Raw genomic sequence first — 19,396 nt, 5'->3', positions numbered from 1 at the left:
AATTTTATTCATCCCAGTCTTCAACCATCAAAAGTTCTTTGACTGGGTCTTTGAGAGAAAAATCAAAAGCTAATAGTTCTTGTTTCCAATAATTCCAATCATTACCAAGTAACATGGCAATTTTGCCGATGCTGTCTTCTGGGGTAATAATTTGAGAATCGATCAGCGAAGAAACTTTGCGCTGCAACTTCATCATAGGATGAGCGACTTGTTTAGTCATATAGTTTGCTCTTAGTCAGTCTTAATTTATTTAACTTAAAATTAATCTTTGTTTAGTCTAGTATCCCTAACTCTTACATATTTGCTATTATTGGGAGTTCCGATATGGCAGGGATATTCTCTATATACTTGTAACGCAGATTTTAAATTAACGCAAGTATTTTTGTTAATTTGGTACGGTAATTACTATAAAAGTATAGCTTTATTGAATTAAGAGTAAATAGCATCTATGACACGGCTAGGATGGCTGACTTCTAGTTTTTTTATTTTTGGCTTGATTTTACCTGTTTGCGCCTTGGATAGTTCGGTGGGAGATTTTGGGATCAATGCTCGTCTTTTACATCAATCTCCTTATAATTTATTAGGACGCAAAATTGGTATTGGTCAGGTAGAAATTGGCAGACCTGGAAAATTTGGTTTAGATAAAAGTGGTGCTAAAGATGCTGCGATCGCACCTAAAGGAGTTTTTTATCGTAATGTTGTAGCTAGTTCTAATAGCAATGTGGATAACCACGCTATTATGGTCGCTGGAGTCATGATTAGCAAGGATAAACAATTGCCAGGAGTTGCTCCCGAGGCAAAGTTGTACGCTTCAGCAGTTGGTTCTCTCAAAGATGGGGGACAACCCCAAGAATGTTTAGCTACTCAACACATTGCTCTGCAAAATAGTGGAGATGTGCGAGCGATCAATTTTAGTTTTGGTGAGTCTTTAGAACGCGATCCTAGAGAAAACGCTAAATTAGATGGCAAAGCTTTACTGACAGAATGTATTGATTGGTCTGCCAGAGTTCATAATACGCTTTATGTTATTGCTGGTAATCAAGGTACGGGAGGAATTCCCATTCCAACAGATAATTTTAATGGCATAACTACTGCTTATACAACTAAGCGCAAAGGAATTTTTACTAAGGTAGATTTTGCTAATCTTAGTGATTTACCTATAGGCATTGGTCGTAGCATTATTAAAAAAGAAATTAATGTTGGACAAAGACGTGCGATTGGTCTACTTGCCCCTGGAAGTAATATTTTGGTGCATAATCAAAAAGGAGAAATTGAGAAAGTAAGTGGAACAAGTTTTGCTGCACCTCATATCACTGCTTCAGTAGCTTTATTACAAGAATACGGCGATCGCAATTTGAATCAAGCTTTACCAAACTGGAGTCTAGCTTCGCGTCGTCACGAAGTTATGAAAGCTGTCTTGCTGAATTCGGCTGATAAATTGCGCGATCGCGGAGACGGTTTATTATTAGGTATGAAACGAACTACCATTGGGGAAAAAAATGGTAATTGGTTGCAATCGGATGCTTATACCAATCCTCGTATTCCTTTAGATATTCAAATGGGTACTGGACATCTTAATGCGTTCCGTGCTTATCAACAATTTAGTGCAGGTCAATTTGCTCCTGAAGAGGCTGTTCCTGCAAAGGGTTGGGATTACCGTACTGTAGAAGTAAATTCTGATCGCGATTATATTTTAGCTGAACCTTTAGTTAAAGATAGCTTTGTTTCAATTACCTTAGCTTGGAACCGCATGGTTGAGTTAAATGACCGCAATAACAACCAAAAATACGATGTAGGAGAAAATTTTCGCGATCGAGGTTTAAATAATCTTGACCTCTATTTGATCCCACTCGATCAAGAAAGTAACCTGCGTAATGTTTGTTCTTCAATTAGTTCGGAAGATAGTGTCGAACATATATTTTGTAAAATCCCCTCATCTGGACGTTATAAAATTCGGGTTTATCATCGTCGTCAAGTTAATGAACCTACTCAACCTTATGCCTTAGCTTGGTGGACTGTACCAAAATCAGATCGGTTTTAATTTTTGTTCGTTACAAAAAATTGATCGGTAATTCCTAACTCCAATCAAGGTAAATTAATCGTTAAGCTAATCAAAGAAACAATTACTTGTTAAATTGTTACAATTGTTTACAAAAGTTGTTAACGTCAGTCTAAATATTTATGCCTCAACAGACATTATCTCCAACATCTTCCTTAGAGGAACTTGAGTCTTTTTCCCTCTCTATCGATGGAAACGAAGACTTAGAATCAAGCTATGATGAGCCAGATGCAGACTGGCGTTACAACCCCGATCGCATTAATGCTCAATATCGTCAGCGTCCTTTCCTGGTTTTAGGAAGGTTAATCAATATTTTGTTGCCTTTTGCTGCTTATACTTTGGGTTTGTGGTGGGACAAATTTAGAGGTATTTCGCTGAAAAATGAGCGAAAAAGAGCAATTCAACTGCGAGAAATTTTAACTCAACTCGGTCCTGCTTATATTAAAGTAGGTCAAGCTCTTTCTACTCGACCAGATTTAGTTTCGCCAGTTTATTTAGATGAACTTGCCAAGTTACAGGATCAATTACCTTCTTTTCCTAATGAAGTAGCTTTTCGTTTCATTGAAGAAGAATTAGGCGAAACTCCAGATGAAATTTATGCAGAATTATCTCCTCAACCAATTGCTGCTGCATCATTGGGACAGGTTTATAAGGGAAGATTAAAAACAGGAGAAGAAGTAGCAGTTAAAGTCCAACGTCCCGATTTAACTCGTCGCATTACCCTTGATATTTATATCATGCGTAGCATTGCTAGTTGGGCGCAGCATAATCTTAAGCAAATTCGTTCCAATTTAGTTGCTATTACTGATGAATTGGCAGAGCGCATCTTTGAAGAAATTAATTATATGCAAGAAGGGCGCAATGCAGAAAGATTTAGAAAACTCTATGGTTATTTGGAAGAAATCTATATTCCTAAAATTTACTGGGAGTATACAGGCAGAAGAGTTCTTACTATGGAGTGGGTAAGTGGAACTAAACTGACTAATATCAAAGAAATTCAGGCACAAGGAATCGATGCAACCCATTTAGTGGAAGTAGGCGTAGAATGCTCGCTGCGACAGTTACTAGAACATGGTTTCTTTCATGCCGATCCCCATCCAGGTAACTTACTAGCAATGCCTGATGGCAGACTAGCTTATTTAGATTTTGGCATGATGAGCCGAATTAAACCTTATCAAAGGTATGGTTTGATTGAAGCAGTTGTTCATTTAGTTAACCGAGATTTTGAGGCATTATCTCGTGATTACGTTAAATTAGATTTTTTGACTCCTGATACAGATCTGACCCCAATTGTCCCTGCTTTAGCTAATGTGTTTGGTAATGCGTTGGGTGCTAGCGTTGCCGAATTAAACTTCAAAAGTATTACCGATCAGATGTCAGCAATGATGTATGAGTTTCCTTTCCGCGTACCTGCTTATTACGCTTTGATTATTCGTTCAATGGTAACCTTAGAAGGGATTGCGATCGGTATTGAACCTGATTTTAAAGTCCTTTCTAAAGCTTATCCTTATGTAGCTAAACGTTTACTGACAGATCCAGCCCCAGAATTAAGAGCTTCATTAAAAGATTTATTATTTAAAGAAGAAGGATTTCGTTGGCATCGTCTAGAAAACTTGATGCGCAATGCCAATGATTCGAGAGACTACAATTTTGATAAAATTATTGACCAAGTAGTAGACTTTCTGTTTTCGGAACGAGGCGCATTTATTCGCGATCGCATTGCGGATGAATTAGTTAATGCGATCGATAATCTGGGAAGAAGAACTTGGTATAACCTCTCAACAGCTTTTCGTCAACAGGTGGGTTTAACTATCCAGGAAACCCCCTCAGAGTTACAGGAAGAGTCTTATACTGTTAAGCATCTCAAAAATATTATCGCACTTTTGCAAAAAACTCCTGGTTTCGATCCGACACGGTTAATCTCTGTTGTGACTAAAATTATCACTAAGCCAGAAACTCATCAATTAGGTCAAACGGTTGCTGAAAGATTGGCACAAAAAATGGCAGCTAGATTGATTAGAAATTTGTTACTGGAAACTAGTTCTCATAGTATTAGAACTCCTCAAAATATACAATCATCTTTACCCACAGCAGCTATGCGTTAACTACTGAGTGCTAAAACTTTGAAATAATTTTTGAGAGACAAAGAGGTACAATCCTGTTTGTCTCATTTTTATACAGTTTATTTTTTAATTAGATAATTACTTTTTTTAACCAAATTAACCAGATTCCCTTGGAAAAATTGTCGATCAACTCGCTTAATCATTCCCTGAATATCTGTTTGGTGATAACGTGAAATAATTCGTTTAATTCCTCTGATTAAATCTTCACGACCTCTTAAGGATAAAGGTTCAATAGTAGAAGCAATTGAAACTGTATGAAATCGACGTGTAAAAGCATGAGCGATCGCAGCAAAAAATGAACCCTGAAAATGAAGTTTCCAAAACCAAAAATCGCGGTCTAAATCATTAAGATGACTGTAAATATTAGTTGTAACAGGAATTAAATTAATGCCTGCACCTGCATCTAATCCGATTACTTTATCATTACTGCTATCTTTGGCGGTTAACATTAGCACTGGTGTTAAATACCCAGCTTGTCGCAGACGTTTACACAAACTAATTTCATCTAATTTGGGCAGCATGATATCGAGCAAAATTAGATCGTAGCTGAGAGTTTCAATAAAATCCCAACCCATTTCACCATCGGTAGCAATATCAACGATGTATTGTCTATCTTTTAATGTCTCTGCTAATGCTTGGGCAATACGCTTTTCATCTTCAACCAGCAGAATTCTCATGACTAATAAGTAGTTGCGATCGCGAATTAAGTTAGCCAACTTTTCGCTATTTCCTATTAATGATTTGGGTAGAGGTGTAAAGGTGCAACAGATGCAGAAGTGATTTACTCAATATTAATACTAGGTTGCTCCCCCTCTCCTTTTCTCCCATCTTTTTAGCCAAGAGTTTCGATCTTTGCTTCTCCTTCAGATGAAAGCCAAGCTAACTTTTTAATCCGACAGTTACGAGCATATTCTCTAATTTCTTCAGGACAACGTTCGCCCAAATCTAATTCTACTCTGACTAATTGTTCAGAATTACGTAGTTTTTGAGCATAATTTAAAGCTGCACTCGCTGCTGATGGAGTTTGAGCAATTACTAACCAATTACTAGCAGCAGTTTGTTGGGGTAACTTATTAGTAGGCAACAAGCAAGAATGCAAGTCTTCAATATTTAAGGCAAAACCAATCCCAGGAGAACTAATTCCTTGAGGATGATAAAGTCCTAATAACTGGTCATAACGTCCACCTTTACCTAATAAATAGGATTGATTATGGTTAAAACTGACAACTTCAAACACAATACCTGTATAAAAATCAAAGGTTTGCCACAAGCTTAAGTCTAAAGTCAAAGGAATAGGAAAGTCAGAACTATTAGCAAGTAAATCAACTAATGACTTTAAATTGTCAACAATTTCTTGAGCAGATTGATCTAATTCCCACTTAGCTATTTTTGCTAAAACTTCTTTAGGTTTACCCCTTAAATCAAATAAAAATAAAGCTTTTTCTTTTAAAGTCGGTTCAAGAGGTAACTTCTCTAAGGTTACACGGTCTAAATTTGCCAGACAATGACGGACTTGTTTTCTCAATGATTCAGGAAATAAAGCTAAAAGCGATCGCGTTAACTCCGCTTGTCCTAAGATAATCTGCCAATTTTCTACACCTAAATCCTTTAAACAATTAGCCAGTAACAATAAAATTTCTGCATCGGCTAATAAACCCCCTGCAAAGAGTAACTCTACTCCTGCTTGATAAAATTCTAATTGGCGACCGTGATGATTTTGCGGTGGATTACGGAAAATGTTGGCGCGGTAACATAAACGTTGAGGATAAGTATTACCAGCCATGCGTGTCACCGCAGCACGAGCAATTGAAGCAGTCAATTCAGGACGCAAACCTAAAGTTCTTTCCGACTCATCCCGTAGCTGAATCACAGTTGATGGTTGAATAGCACCGCCGGCGGTGAGGGTATCAAGCCATTCTAAAGTAGAGGTAACAATACGTTGATAACCCCATCGCTGAAAAACTTGTTGCAAGCGATCGTTAATCCAACCTTTTTGTGCTACTTCTAAAGGAAGTAAATCTCTTGCTCCTGCTGGTGGTTGATGAATCATCTAGTCATTAGTTACTGGTTATTATTCATTGGTCATTAGTCCTCGCTCATTGTTTGACTTCGTAAAAAGGACAAATAACCAAATTTATCTTACTTTTTTTTTGACCCAAACAAACCACCAAAAATATTACCGTTACCTGATTTACTTTCAGCTTGACTGCCTTGAGTACGAGCAGCACTAGATTGATTTGTACTATCGTTTTTAGTCAACTTATCTAATACTTGTTTCATTTTGATCGCCACTATATCCTTGGGATCAAGTTGATAAGCTTTGTTAATATGAACTTTTGCCATCGTCAACTGGTCTTGACTTAGATAGGTTTGTCCTAGTAAAGCATGACAAGTACTATTGTTTGGGTCAATTTTTAACCCATCTCGTAGTTCAGAGACAGCCATAGTAAAGTTCTTTTTATCGATATATTCTTGAGCGCGACGAAGATAAGAAGCAACTCTAGACTGAGGAGTTATTTCTTCCGTTTGTGGGTGGGTTGGCTGTTGAATATTGGTTGGAGGTGGAGATGTTGGCTGTGGTTGTCGTTGTGGTTGAGATTGAGTAATTTTAGCTGGAGAAATTTCTTCTTTATTTATTCCTTGAGCTTGTTTGAGCATTAAGTAAACTAAATTGAGTTCACTAATTTGAGCTATCTTATCAGTAATTTGGTCTAAAGATTGATATTGCTCATTGCTCACAATTTTTAAAAACTTATGATACGTAAGCTCTAAATCTCCACGATTTTCCAATAATTCTTGAGCTAATTGACTAACAGGATGAATTTTCTTGTTCTGTTCGGCGATTTGTTTACCTACTTGAGTTAATACTAATTGATGCTCAACATAAGCAGTTTTTCTGGATAAGTTTTCATAAGCTGGATTGACCAACTTTGATAATATTTGATTAACTAATTTTTTTTGCTCTGAATTTCCTTTAAAGATATCTGGATGTATAGTTTGAGCTATTTTTAAATATCGAAGCCTAATTTGTTTAGCATCTGCGTCTAGAGGAACTCCGAGAATAGCATGATAATCTGTAATTTTAAATTTAAAAAGTCCATGTTTAATAGCAAAATCCATAAAGTATTACACCTAACACGAGAGCAAGGTTAATTAAAACTATTTAATAAATAAGAAGTTATATTGTTAGAGTTCCCTGAAAGAAGCTTGAACTAACAGCTATAACCAACTTAAGTTGATCTGATTTAGTTTTTTCCAAAATTTAGTTAACTAAGAACTGGGATTACTTAATTTGAGCGAGTACACTGGAAAATGCTCTAAACTAGTTCAGTCTATGTCAGATCTTAAACAGCTTGCCAAACCAAATGCAGACATCACTGATTATGAATGGGATGTTACTCCTCCTAGTGTTAAATTTTTGATCGAACATTTACAGCAATTGGTTCAGCAAAAACAAAAAACGATTGAAGAGCTACAAGTTGAAAATCAATGGTTACACAATCGACTTGATTTAGAATTGGATAAACCAAATCAAGCTCATACAGTTTCGCCTCCAGAAATAATCCTTTGGGCAACTGTTGGCTTAATTTTAACTATCGGGGGTACTTTTGTTCAAGCTTATACTATCAATGCCCCTTGGTCGTGGGTAGGGGGAATGAAAATACAAACCCTTGGCGTCAGCTATCAAATTGGAGCAGTTTTATTAACAGGCTGTTTAGGAGGAAAAAATGCTGCTTTACTATCCCAAATAGTTTATGTAATTTTAGGTTTAGCCTGGTTACCTATTTTTGAGCGCGGTGGAGGTTGGCAATATTTGCAACAGCCAACTTTTGGTTATATTTTAGGATTTATTTTTGGTGCGTGGCTATGTGGTTTTTATGCTTATCAAAGTTTAGCTCGCCTCAATTCTCTAGCTTTGAGTTGTCTAATCGGTTTTGTGGTAATTCATTTGACTGGTATTACTTATTTGACTGTACTCGACTTACTAACCAATCTAAATGGCAATCAATCTTTATGGCAAGCCATTTTAGCCTATTCAATTTATCCTTTACCAGGACAAATAGCTGTGGTTTGTGCTGTTAGTTTGATCGCTTTGGTGATGCGTAAGTTAATGTTTTCTTAGAATCTCTCGCAGAAGCACAAAGAGGAAGAAGAAAGTTTTCGGTTAGCAAGCAAATGAAATCAAGAGGTTTTGCTGTTTTTCTCCTTGTCCCAGTTTTAATAATTTAAACTTGCTATAAAATACATTTTTCAAGCAATTCTTCTACACCAGTAACAGGAAATATTTCTACTCCTAACTTATGACTCACTTCAGCTACAGTTAGATCGTCAAGAAACCTAGTATCATCGTGCTTCAACATTAAAGAAGGTAATAAAATTCCTTCTCCTAAATCTTTTCCTGTCAATCCTGTGATTAAATCTTGTCCAGTCAATAAACCAGTGACTGTAATTGCTTGCCCCCAATATTCGCTTCGGAGGGGAAATAAATTGACTACTAATCCTGTAACTGAATTTAATTGTTGTACTAATGGTTGAAAAGCTAATTCCACCGCATTGCCTACTACCCAACTTAGATGACGAGATTGAGCAATGCTGGATGGTAACATCTGACTGGCAATTTTTTGAAAATCTTTAATAAACAAACGAATCGAACCTACTCCATTACCAATTTGGGGATAATCTTCATAATCTGACTCGAATGGTAATTCTTCTCTGGCGATTAAAAACCATTCGTCTGCTAACCAAGCGAAATTACTGCCAAACTGCTTTCTAAATTGAGTTTGTAATTGTTGTACTTGCGCGATTACTTCTTTTGCTTTTTCTTTACTGACTGGAATTAATTGATCTGCTTGGGGACGAAAACGAGTTAATCCGACGGGAACAACTGCTACGGAAGCGACTGCGGGGATTTCTTCTTGGTGAAAAGAAGCTAAATCTAATAAAGTTTTTGCTAAGTGTGTGCCATCATTTATACCAGGACAAACTACAACTTGAGCATGAATTTGTAAACGTCTATCCTGAAACCATTGTAACTGAGACATAATTTGTCCAGCGCGAGGATTTTTGAGTAGACGAATTCTCACTTCTGGTTCGGTAGCGTGAACCGAGACATATAGAGGAGATAAGCGCATCTGTTCGATTCTTTGCCATTCTCTTTCAGTTAAGTTGGTTAAAGTTAAATAACTGCCGTAGAGAAAGCTGAGACGATAATCATCATCTTTTAGATAAAGACTGTCTCTTTTGCCTGGAGGCTGTTGATCGATAAAACAAAAAGGACAGCGATTATTACACTGAATTAAACCATCAAATAAGGCAGTAGCAAATTCGAGTCCTAAATCCTCGTCATAGTCTTTTTCAATTTCAATTTGATGAGTTTTACCACGTGAATCAAGTACTTTTAATTCTAGATATTCATCGGCACATAAAAATTGGTAATCAATTAAATCACGAGGATGAGTACCATTGATAGTAACGATCGCATCTCCAGGTTCAAAACCGATTTCTGCTGCGATTGAATCTGGTAATATTCTGGTAATTTTAGCTGGTTGTATCGAAGCTTGACTCATAAACTATTCTTAATAATTAGATAACCACCCAAAAGCGATCGCAACTAAAATAAATACCCCAAAGGCTAATCTATACCAAACAAAGACCCAAGTACTTCTTTTTTGTAAGAATTTGATCAACCAAGCGATCGCTAGATAAGAAAATACTGCTGAAGAAATTACTCCTGCTAACAAAGGAACGAATCCTGAATCAGCCAAACCTTGATCTAAAGCATCTTTTAATTCTACTAATCCTGCTAAAGTAATTGCTGGCAGTCCTAATAAAAAAGAAAATCTAGCTGCTGTTGCTCGTTCCAAATTAATCAACAAACCAGCAGTTAAAGTTGAACCAGAACGAGATACACCGGGTATTAAAGCCAAAGCTTGAGCGCAACCCATTAAAATCCCATCTCTAGCGGTTAATTTCTCAAAATTACGTCGCTGCGTTCCAACTTTTTCGGATAAAGCTAGTAACAAAGCCATTATGATCGAGGCAATAGCGATCGCAGTCATACTTCTAAGAGGAGAATTATCAAAATCAGGAATCAAAGCTTTAATTAATAATCCACCGATCACAATTGGAATAGTACCTACTGTAATTCCTAATGCTAACCAAAAATCTTGTGACTGATAATCAGAATCACGAATCGCTTTAACCATTCCCACGGCAATTTTGCTTAAATCTGACCAGAAATACCACAATACAGCTACAATACTGCCCAATTGAATCACAGCAGTAAAACTAACTCCTGGATCTCCCCACCCCAAAAACACGGGGATTGCTTTAAGATGTGCCGTACTACTAATGGGAATAAACTCCGTCATTCCTTGAACAAATCCTAAAACAATCGCTTGAACCAAATTAAGCTGAGATAAATCATTGACTTGACTCGGTTTTGCTTGAGCGACAACCATACCAGAATTGATGATAGTAGCCAACCCAAGACTAGTAATCAAACCAAAAATAAACAGTCCTAAAGAAATTAAATTCTTTTGTCTCAATCTGGTCATATTTTTTGTCTATATAAATCTTTATTAAGTTTATCTGGTCATTAACCATAACCCAAGCATTAAGGAAACAGTTAAATTTAGATATGATAAGAACAGCCAAACAGCAAAATATTAAGATTAATCTTGCGGTAGACAATATGAGTTATGCAACCTCTTCTGCTAGAGCCGAAATCAATGAATTAAGAAGATTAAAAACCCTCTTACCACCAGAATTACAAAGTTGGGTAATTGTCGAAGGAACAACTGAAGTCAATCCTCCTCTAATTCGCTGCGAAGAGATTGGCAAAGATGAGATTGAAATTCAAATCGATTTAGCTAAATGGGAAAATCTGGCGATTGACCAAAGAAATCTACTATTTTGGCATGAAGTCGCAAGAATTCAAGGCGATACAATTCCTAGAGAAGGATGGGAAATGGCAGCCCTGGCGATTGGTTTAGGTGGTGCTGTAGGAGAACTTTGGGTACAAGATGGCTTGTTGCTATTGCTTGCTTTAGCGCTGTGTGGGGTTTCTGGTTATCGTCTTTGGCAGAAAAATAACAGTGAAAAAACGATTAAAGACGCGATTGAAGCTGATGATAAAGCGATCGCTCTAGCTACTCGTTTTGGTTATACTCTTCCTAATGCTTATAAAAGTATGGGTAGTGCTTTAAAAACTCTGATTGAACAAACCCCTAATCGTCGTCAACGCAAAAAATACGAAGAACGTCTACAAGCTCTAAAACGTAGTGCCAATAAAGCTAAAGCACGCATGAAGTCTCCCGAAGAACCAATTGCAAGAGGAGATACTCGTCTTTAAGTTAAAATTTTTCAACTACTTCGGGTTTTGATTGTTTCACAACAACTCTATGATCAATTTACCTAATCTTAGTTAAATTATGAGGAAATAATTAGGACAATAAGATTTATAGATGTCATAAACAATCCTGATATTGATCAATAGCTTGAAAGATACATGACTCATCAAACTCCAAAATTAGATTTTTCAATAACTTACTTGCAAAACAATCCGACAGTTCAATTACCAGAACGTTTAACTGTTTTAGAAGCAGTGGCGTTTAAACAAACTTGCTTGGAACTATTACAACAAAATCTTACTACTCAACAAATCATTCTTGATTTTAGTGAAACGAAATTTATTGATAGTAGTGGAGTAGGTGCTTTAGTTAGTGTTTTCAAAACAGCAAGAGAAAAAAATCAAGAGTTGATTCTAAACCAGGTTCAACCACCTGTGATGGCTGTTTTTTCAATTACAGGATTGTCAGAAATTTTTAACATTCAAGCTGTAGAAAAATGGTCAGAACGCCAACAACTAGCAACACATCCTTCAATTAAATCGTGGATCAAAAGAGCGCTCGATATTATGGGGGCTTTAGTTGGTTTAATTATGACTGGGATCATAATTGTCCCAATCGCGATCGCCATTAAACTTGATAGTTCGGGACCAATTTTTTTCCAGCAAACCCGTTGTGGTTGGTTAGGTAAACGATTTACCATCTGGAAATTTCGTTCCATGTGTATTGATGCTGAAGAAATGAAAGCGAAAATTGAAAATCAAGCTAGTGGTGCTTTTTTTAAAAATGATCATGATCCTCGAATTACCAAAGTCGGTCGATTCTTGCGTCGTACTAGTCTTGATGAATTTCCTCAATTTTGGAATGTTTTAAAAGGAGATATGAGTTTAGTTGGTACTCGCCCACCTACCCCTGATGAAGTAGAAACTTATCAAATACCAGAGTGGCAACGTCTGAATGTTAAACCTGGTATGACTGGAGAATGGCAAGTCAACGGCAGATCGAAAGTAAGGAATTTTGAAGATGTCATTAAACTTGATTTACGTTACCAAGAAAATTGGAGTTTGAAGTACGATCTGCAACTGATATTTAGAACTATTAGTATTCTCTTTGATAAAAATAGTGGTGCGGTTTAAAAAAAATTAGCTCATGCTGAGTTTCAGCAATGGGCTTTATGATATTTAATATTTTACTGGTAGCATTTTTGACTTGATTTAGCGAAAATATAATTAGTGTGAGGGATGAATAAAAAATAGAATAAACCTCTCTAGCCTAATCTCAATTTTTAGTTGAATGACAAGAGAAAAAGTAATTCGACAGTTTCACCTTCAGGTCAAAACCGAGTTAGAAGCACTTAAAGAAATTTTACAGTGGTTTGAAGGAGTAATTTTTCCTGCCTTACCACAAAAAACTGGCTGGCAATGTGAAGTAGCCTTAGTCGAGGCTTTTACCAATGCCGTTCGCCATGCTCATCAAAATCTTCCTAAAAATACACCGATTGATCTAGAAATAAAATTATTTCCCAATTTTCTAGAGATGCGGATTTGGGACCGAGGTCAACCGTTTGATTTGAAAGCCCAGTTAAAAAACAGCCTAGAAAATGACCTTAATTCTTTGGAAAAAGAGGGAGGTAGAGGGCTTCAGTTTATGAAAAAACTTACGGATGATTTGCAATATCTTAACCTCCCCGATCGCGGTAACTGCTTAGTAATGCGCAAACGTTACCCGATGCAAGATTTAAATTTCCGCCACAGCACGTTCAATCAAGCGTCTTGCTAAAGTTTGAGTACCAGTATGTTCATAATAATTAGTACTCATGTCTAAAAAGGCAGCTACATAATCAAGTTTATTGTCAGAAAATTCAAGGAAATTTTGTAGTCTACTAAAGACTTTTTCTGGAGTTAGGTTTTTTTCAGTAACCAGATTACTCATCCATCCTTTGACGGAATCAAAGCTATCACCAATAAAATTTAATTGACCCCTCGTATTTCCACCAGGAATAAGCTCTTTAACACGACTAAAAGTAGGATTTTGATTCAATTCTTGAGGACTAAGATTGGCAAGAGTAGATTGAGCTTTGAGCAGAAAATCAGGCCCTAGAGGAATTAAACCATCAATACAAACTAAAGCTACCATCCGCATTAAAGATTCACCACTATAATCAGCTAAGGAAGCGACAAAATCGCCAATGCTATCTCCTGGAATACCATTAATTTGGCAAAAAGCAACCAATTCAACTACTAATTTCAAACAAAGATCAATTGATTGAGCTTTATTAGGGTTAGGAGTGATTTTGGTTAATAATCCTCCCACCAAGGGAATTTTATCTCCTACCTTATTAGCCAAAGCTGCTGCACCTAAAGCACTATCGGCACTATCAACCGTTTGGTAAAGCCACATAGCTCGTTGATAACCTTGAGATTTATCATTGTAAAGCCAGACTGCGCGATCGCCAATCTGTTGAATCATACTTTCATCTGTTTCTCCAGTAACAGCACGAATTGTATTTTCAAATCCCACCAAATTTTGCCATTCTCCAGGAGCAACAAAATCTAGAGACTTTAACATCATTGTGGTTAGATTATTGGTTGGTAATTCGTTTACCAGTTCAAAAATTGGCTTGCTCACTCTATTCTCCTTATCAAACTAAATTTATACAATGAGCTAAGTTCTATTCAGAAATTACTGCAATTGAGATAAACCCCGCAGATCAAATTTACTCAACCAAGTTTGGCGATCGCTTTCGGTAAAAGCAGGATCCCGCGACAAAACTTTGACTTGGAAACGATCAGCCACTAAAACAGCAGTACCATTACTACCTTGAGTTACGGCAGGATAACCAGCAATTTTGGCAGTGCTTGATTTAAATTTGGCTAAAGCACTCGGATTATTGAGAGTATCAGAAATTGCCATGACTGCGACTTCTTTGCCGTCTTTTTTCAATTTAGCTTCAGCAAAACCTTTTTTCTCCTGAGTATAAACTCGTTCATAACCATTACTAGGAGTAGGAAAAAAGCGATTAAAACTACTGCCTGCTTCAGATTCTTTAACTACTGCACTAGAATTTCTTGCCGTACTTTCTTGTTGAGCTTGATCGAAACGCGAAGGAGCTTGTTGAGCGCAAGAAGTTATCAACAATGCCATACTCAACAGCAAAGAAAATAAGAGTTTCCTTAAACTAATCATTTTTGGATCAATCCCTAGTTTATCTATAAACAAACAAATACCTATAGCTTTTCTTATAGTTGTGAAGTACATTCAACCTTCTGGTTTTGGTTAATTGTTAATGGTTGATAGTTCATTGGTAACTGGTAACTGGTAATGGTGTACCTCGTGAGTCTAAGAATTGCTATATCAAGTATTTTTACGTACTTTATCAAATCTTCAATAAACTTTTAGGAAAACTTCACCCAAATTGGAGCTTTTACCTATTTGATAGAGAAAGATAATTAATTAACAAAACAGCCAACTACTTGAAGTAAGCCGATGAGATAACGGTTATTGATTCAAAAAAAATTTTCTAGATAATCTTGTCTAAATAATATTACTAATAACTTTTAATTAACAATAAAAACAGTCCGCTTCCTTATGAGAATCCTTATTTATTCTTACAACTATTATCCCGAACCAATTGGAATTGCGCCTTTAATGACTGAGTTAGCAGAAGGTATGGTCAAAAGAGGTCATCAAGTACGAGTTATTACAGCTATGCCTTGGTATCCTGCCGGAGAAATTGCTGCCAAATACAAAGGGAAGCTTTTTTGTAATGAAGTTATTAATGGAGTAAAAGTTCAACGTTGTTATATTTGGACAAGTAAAAAACGTAATCTTTTGAGCAGAATTGGGTTTGAAGTTAGTTTTGCTTGCTTAAGTTTAATTCAAGCTTTGAATGGTTGGCGACCCGATGTTATTTTATTAACCGTTCCAGGTTTACCAGTATGTGTTCCAGCAGCAATTGTTAGTGGAATTTATGGCTCTCCAATCGTGTTAAATTTACAAGATATTTTGCCAGATGCTGCGGTTCATGTTGGTTTAATTAATAATCAAACTATGATTAAGGTGTTAAAAACCTTAGAAAAATTTGCTTATAAAACAGCTACTAAAATTAGTGTAATTGCTGATGGTTTTACTAAAAATATTACTAATAAAGGAGTTGCTTTAGAAAAAATAGTTGAAATTCCTAATTGGGTTGATATCAATTTTATTAAACCTTTAGTGAGAGAAAATAATTGGTTTCGTCGGGAACATCAACTAGAAGATAAATTTGTAGTTCTTTATTCGGGTAATATTGCTTTGACTCAAGGTTTAGAAACTGTAATTGATGCTGCTGCTCGTTTACAACATTGCCCAGAAATTGCGCTCGTTATTGTCGGTGAACCAAAAGCTTTAGCTAAACTGCAACAATATTGCCAAAAACATCAAGTTAACAATGTTCGTTTACTTCCTTTTCAACCTAGACAAAAGTTACCAGATATGTTGGCTGGTGCTGATGTTGGTTTAGTAGTACAAAAGAAGAATGTTTTAGATTTTAATATGCCCTCCAAAATTCAAGTTTTGTTGGCTAGTGGGAGAGCAATTGTGGCTTCCGTTGCAGCTACAGGTACTGCTGCTAGTGCGATCAGAAGAAGTGGTGGTGGAATTGTGACTGCACCTGAAGATTCAATCGCTTTAGCCCAAGCTATTCAAGAATTATACCAAGACCGCGATCGCGCTGTAAGATTAGGACAACAAGGCAGAGCTTTCGCTGAACAAAACTACTCGTTTGAACTGGCTTTAGATAAGTATGAACAACTATTTGCTTCGGTAATTCCTAACCGTATTTTATCTTTAATCCCAAAATCCGAAGTCTGATTTATTTGTCTTCAATTAATCAAAACGCTACTATAATTATTCGCTTTTTACAGCAATTTTTTTTGCGACCGCAAAAGCTTGAGGGGAAATAGGGAATAGGAAACAGGAGATTAACCAGAAAATGAGCAATTTGGTTAAGATTTAAATAAATTGATTGATAAACTGTAATTTATGCGCGAACGCGTTTTGGCTTGGTTAGCCGATCATGTTTCTGCTGAGCGGATTGAACATATTTTGGGAGTAGAACAAACCTGTCTTGAATTAGCTCGTTTGCATCAAGTCAACGAACAAGAAGCTGCTTTAGCAGGTTTAATGCACGATTTAGCTAAATTCTTTCCTCCAGACAAACTATTGTCTTTGGCTCAACAGCATGGAGTTGAAACTGATGAAATTTTAACCAACTCTCCTCATCTACTTCATGCTGAGGTTGGAGCAATTGTGGCTCAACGAGAATTTGGGATTGAAAATCCAGAAATCTTGGCAGCTATTCGCCATCATACCTTGGGTTTTCCTGGCATGAGTCCCCTCAGTTGTGTCGTATTTGTTGCCGATGCTATAGAACCATTGCGTGGTAATACACCAGAGCTAGAAGTAATTCGTTTGACTGCTCGTGAAAATCTTTATAAAGCTGTAAGACAAACTTGTGATTATTCTCTAAGATATTTAGTAAGTCGAATAAAAATTATCCACCCACGGGTGATTCTAACTCGTAATTGGGCTTTAATTCAAGAGAAGCAATTTTTAGAAACAAAATGATAACCTGAGATAATCAGTTATGACATTCAACTTTAAATCGAGATTTGAATAATTGCCAAGATCATTAATCTGAATTTAAATGAGCAAACAACATCAATATGAATTGAACGAAAAAACCACTGAACAAAGTAACACTAACTATACTTTTGATAGCCAAAAATTGGCTTGGAAAATAGCGGAAGCAGCAGATGATAAAAAAGGCGCAGATCTAGTCATTTTGCAAGTAGCAGAAGTATCTTATCTGGCTGATTATTTTGTAATTGTGACTGGATTTTCTAAAGCTCAGGTAAGAGCGATCGCTGATGCCATAGAAACAAAAGTTGCTGAAACTTTTAATCACTATCCCGTTAGAGTTGCTGGTAAAACCGAAGGAAGCTGGGTTTTAGAAGATTACGGCGAAGTAATTGTACATATCTTTTTGCCTCAAGAGCGAGAATATTATAATCTAGAGGCATTTTGGGGTCATGCCCAAAGGATTGAGTATCTAGCATCGTAAAATTGTTGGAATCATTTGAAAGGATCATGAGGGAGTCTGCTGTTGATTTTTGTCCAGTACCACAAGAACAACAACCAATCCACGAATACGAAGAATTAAAAGATTCCTGGTTTTTTTGTTGGGCAACTTTAAATTTGGTAAGTTACGGTAAAAAGCTAGGCTGGGTAGGATTTTGGGGTGGAATGATTGCTTCACCAATAGCTGCTGCTAGTTTTTCTCCTGTCGATCAGCTACCTCAATTTATTATTTCTACCAGTCTAGGAGGAAGTTTATTCATCATTTTGGTCTGGTTAAGACTATATTTAGGCTGGTCTTACATTAGCGATCGCTTATACCAAGAACGGATTTTTTATGAAGAGTCTGGTTGGTATGATGGTCAAACTTGGTCAAAACCAATCACGATGCTTAATCGCGATCGTCTGATCGTCACTTATGAGATTAAACCGATTATCCAACGGCTGCAAAAAACTTTATTGCTTTTAGCTAGTTTGGGGCTAATTAATGGTTTAATTTGGCGAATTTTGGGATAAACTCTTTTTATAACTGGCGCAAAATCTTAAGGGCGCAATTGCATGACCAGAGGACAACGGACTCAAACACCAAAATTAGAAATTCATTTGCTACGAGAAGGGATTGTTGAATCTGTTCATCAAATCGAGGCAACAGTCTGTGATGCTCGTGGTCGAGTATTATTAGTAGCAGGAAATTGTGAAACTTCAACTTTTATTCGTTCAGCACTCAAACCTTTTCAGGCTCTAGCTGTAACTACAACTGGGACTTTAGAGCGATATGGTTTGTCTGATAAAGATTTAGCTATTATCTGTAGTTCTCATCAAGGCACAATCGAACAATCTAGACAAGTATTTAATGTGCTTTGGCGTGCCGATCTCGACTCTAGTTTGCTTCAGTGTCCTATACCAGAAGGGAAAAGTAGTCCTCTACAACATAATTGTTCGGGTAAACACGCAGGAATGTTAGCTGTTTGTCATCAACGTAATTGGCCAGTTAATAACTATTTACGTCGCTCTAGTCCCATTCAACAGTTAATTCTGCATAAAATTGCTGAATTATTAGGAATGCCTGGAGAAGAATTAATTAGTGCGCGAGATGATTGTGGCGCACCCACTTACTCGATGCAATTAAGACAAATGGCTAGTCTCTACGCCAAGTTAGCGTCTGGCTCTAATCTTGATTTGGAAAGAATTGTCAGAGCAATGACTTATCATCCCAACATGATTGCAGGAGAAGGTGCTTTTGACACCGAGTTAATGCGTTTATCTGAAGGAGAATTAGTTAGTAAATCTGGTGCAGAAGGAATTCAATGTGTCGGTAGAGTTGGAGAAGGAATGGGTTTAGCAATCAAAGTCGCAGATGGTTCAAAACGAGCTAAATACGCGATCGCGATCCATCTTCTGAAACAAATGGGTTGGATTAGTCCGACAGTAGCAGAAAATTTAGCAGAAAAATTCATGCAACTAAGTAAGTACAAACGGTTAACGGTTAGTGGTGAAATATCGATGGTGTAAATTCCTCGACGTCGATCATAAGATTTGATTATCTTAATTCTTTTTTCCCTCTGCCTTTCTCCACCGAAATTATGATTGTTTAAAGAATCTCAAAAGATTCTCATCATATTTGACAGAAAAAACCGAGAGCGCAAACTCCTGGCTTCAGAGATGGGGATAAGCCTGACTAGGACGGGCAACCAATGAGTCTGTGAACCAAAAATTCCCAAGGCTTTAGGCATGGATAATGTCAAGTT

At 36.8% G+C, this 19,396-nt stretch carries 19 protein-coding genes; 11 read left to right on the top strand and 8 right to left on the bottom strand.

Annotated elements, in window-relative coordinates; genetic code table 11:
* Positions 1–4: 4 nt before the first annotated feature.
* On the bottom strand, positions 5–220 hold the full coding sequence (locus STA7437_RS15155; RefSeq protein WP_015194264.1) for a DUF4327 family protein: 216 nt from the start codon (positions 218–220) through the stop codon (positions 5–7).
* 228 nt (positions 221–448) lie between these two features.
* Here STA7437_RS15155 and STA7437_RS15150 point away from each other — a divergent pair, with 228 nt between their 5' ends.
* Both STA7437_RS15150 and STA7437_RS15145 read left to right on the top strand, forming a co-directional pair.
* Entirely contained in the window at positions 449–2,041 is a 1,593-nt protein-coding gene (locus STA7437_RS15150) for a S8 family serine peptidase (RefSeq protein ID WP_015194263.1), read from the top strand.
* Between the two features lie 140 nt (positions 2,042–2,181).
* Complete coding sequence (locus tag STA7437_RS15145) at positions 2,182–4,164, top strand: ABC1 kinase family protein (protein ID WP_015194262.1); 1,983 nt, start codon at positions 2,182–2,184, stop codon at positions 4,162–4,164.
* A 77-nt stretch (positions 4,165–4,241) separates the two neighbouring features.
* Here the strand turns inward: STA7437_RS15145 and STA7437_RS25895 are convergent, their stop codons facing one another.
* The 3 genes from STA7437_RS25895 to STA7437_RS15130 form a co-directional block, all read right to left on the bottom strand.
* A complete protein-coding gene (locus tag STA7437_RS25895; RefSeq protein ID WP_015194261.1) occupies positions 4,242–4,859 on the bottom strand; it encodes a response regulator in 618 nt (205 codons plus the stop codon).
* Positions 4,860–5,014: 155 nt separating this feature from the next.
* Positions 5,015–6,232: an ATP phosphoribosyltransferase regulatory subunit gene (locus STA7437_RS15135; protein ID WP_015194260.1), complete on the bottom strand. Its 1,218-nt coding sequence runs from the start codon at positions 6,230–6,232 to the stop codon at positions 5,015–5,017.
* Positions 6,233–6,321: 89 nt separating this feature from the next.
* Entirely contained in the window at positions 6,322–7,302 is a 981-nt protein-coding gene (locus STA7437_RS15130) for a J domain-containing protein (protein ID WP_015194259.1), read from the bottom strand.
* 214 nt (positions 7,303–7,516) lie between these two features.
* On the opposite strand from STA7437_RS15130, the gene STA7437_RS15125 reads away from it, so the two are divergent.
* A complete protein-coding gene (locus STA7437_RS15125; protein WP_015194258.1) occupies positions 7,517–8,305 on the top strand; it encodes a biotin transporter BioY in 789 nt (262 codons plus the stop codon).
* Positions 8,306–8,417: 112 nt separating this feature from the next.
* Here the strand turns inward: STA7437_RS15125 and STA7437_RS15120 are convergent, their stop codons facing one another.
* Together STA7437_RS15120 and STA7437_RS15115 are read right to left on the bottom strand one after the other, a co-directional pair.
* The gene (locus STA7437_RS15120; protein WP_015194257.1) at positions 8,418–9,749 is read right to left on the bottom strand and encodes a TIGR03279 family radical SAM protein; all 1,332 of its coding nucleotides are present in this window, start codon (positions 9,747–9,749) and stop codon (positions 8,418–8,420) included.
* 9 nt (positions 9,750–9,758) lie between these two features.
* On the bottom strand, positions 9,759–10,739 hold the full coding sequence (locus STA7437_RS15115) for an undecaprenyl-diphosphate phosphatase (protein WP_015194256.1): 981 nt from the start codon (positions 10,737–10,739) through the stop codon (positions 9,759–9,761).
* 137 nt (positions 10,740–10,876) lie between these two features.
* On the opposite strand from STA7437_RS15115, the gene STA7437_RS15110 reads away from it, so the two are divergent.
* From STA7437_RS15110 to STA7437_RS15100, 3 genes are all read left to right on the top strand, one after another.
* The gene (locus STA7437_RS15110) at positions 10,877–11,536 is read left to right on the top strand and encodes a DUF3318 domain-containing protein (protein ID WP_041620067.1); all 660 of its coding nucleotides are present in this window, start codon (positions 10,877–10,879) and stop codon (positions 11,534–11,536) included.
* 156 nt (positions 11,537–11,692) lie between these two features.
* Positions 11,693–12,667: an anti-sigma factor antagonist gene (locus STA7437_RS15105; protein ID WP_015194254.1), complete on the top strand. Its 975-nt coding sequence runs from the start codon at positions 11,693–11,695 to the stop codon at positions 12,665–12,667.
* A gap of 157 nt (positions 12,668–12,824) precedes the next feature.
* Positions 12,825–13,310, top strand: a complete 486-nt coding sequence (locus STA7437_RS15100) for an ATP-binding protein (protein ID WP_015194253.1) — start codon at positions 12,825–12,827, stop codon at positions 13,308–13,310.
* Here STA7437_RS15100 and STA7437_RS15095 read toward each other — a convergent pair.
* Positions 13,269–14,159, bottom strand: coding sequence for a hypothetical protein (locus STA7437_RS15095; RefSeq protein WP_015194252.1), 891 nt, complete (start codon positions 14,157–14,159; stop codon positions 13,269–13,271). The genes STA7437_RS15100 and STA7437_RS15095 overlap by 42 nt on opposite strands.
* Positions 14,160–14,213: 54 nt before the next feature.
* Positions 14,214–14,717, bottom strand: a complete 504-nt coding sequence (locus tag STA7437_RS15090; protein WP_051036066.1) for a hypothetical protein — start codon at positions 14,715–14,717, stop codon at positions 14,214–14,216.
* Positions 14,718–15,119: 402 nt separating this feature from the next.
* Between STA7437_RS15090 and STA7437_RS15085 the strand changes: the two genes are divergently transcribed.
* From STA7437_RS15085 to STA7437_RS15065, 5 genes are all read left to right on the top strand, one after another.
* Complete coding sequence (locus tag STA7437_RS15085) at positions 15,120–16,382, top strand: glycosyltransferase family 4 protein (protein WP_015194250.1); 1,263 nt, start codon at positions 15,120–15,122, stop codon at positions 16,380–16,382.
* 171 nt (positions 16,383–16,553) lie between these two features.
* Positions 16,554–17,138: a bis(5'-nucleosyl)-tetraphosphatase (symmetrical) YqeK gene (gene yqeK / locus STA7437_RS15080; protein ID WP_015194249.1), complete on the top strand. Its 585-nt coding sequence runs from the start codon at positions 16,554–16,556 to the stop codon at positions 17,136–17,138.
* Between the two features lie 79 nt (positions 17,139–17,217).
* On the top strand, positions 17,218–17,634 hold the full coding sequence (gene rsfS / locus STA7437_RS15075) for a ribosome silencing factor (protein WP_015194248.1): 417 nt from the start codon (positions 17,218–17,220) through the stop codon (positions 17,632–17,634).
* A gap of 26 nt (positions 17,635–17,660) precedes the next feature.
* Positions 17,661–18,164 (top strand): CGLD27 family protein, encoded by a 504-nt coding sequence (locus STA7437_RS15070; RefSeq protein WP_015194247.1) that lies wholly within the window; start codon positions 17,661–17,663, stop codon positions 18,162–18,164.
* Between the two features lie 42 nt (positions 18,165–18,206).
* On the top strand, positions 18,207–19,160 hold the full coding sequence (locus STA7437_RS15065; protein WP_015194246.1) for an asparaginase: 954 nt from the start codon (positions 18,207–18,209) through the stop codon (positions 19,158–19,160).
* Positions 19,161–19,396: the final 236 nt, after the last annotated feature.

It is taken from the genome of Stanieria cyanosphaera PCC 7437 (genome assembly GCF_000317575.1).
Lineage (GTDB): Bacteria > Cyanobacteriota > Cyanobacteriia > Cyanobacteriales > Xenococcaceae > Stanieria > Stanieria cyanosphaera.
The sequence above is the reverse complement of the archived record's forward strand: the minus strand, read 5'-3'. Positions and strand labels throughout refer to the sequence as shown.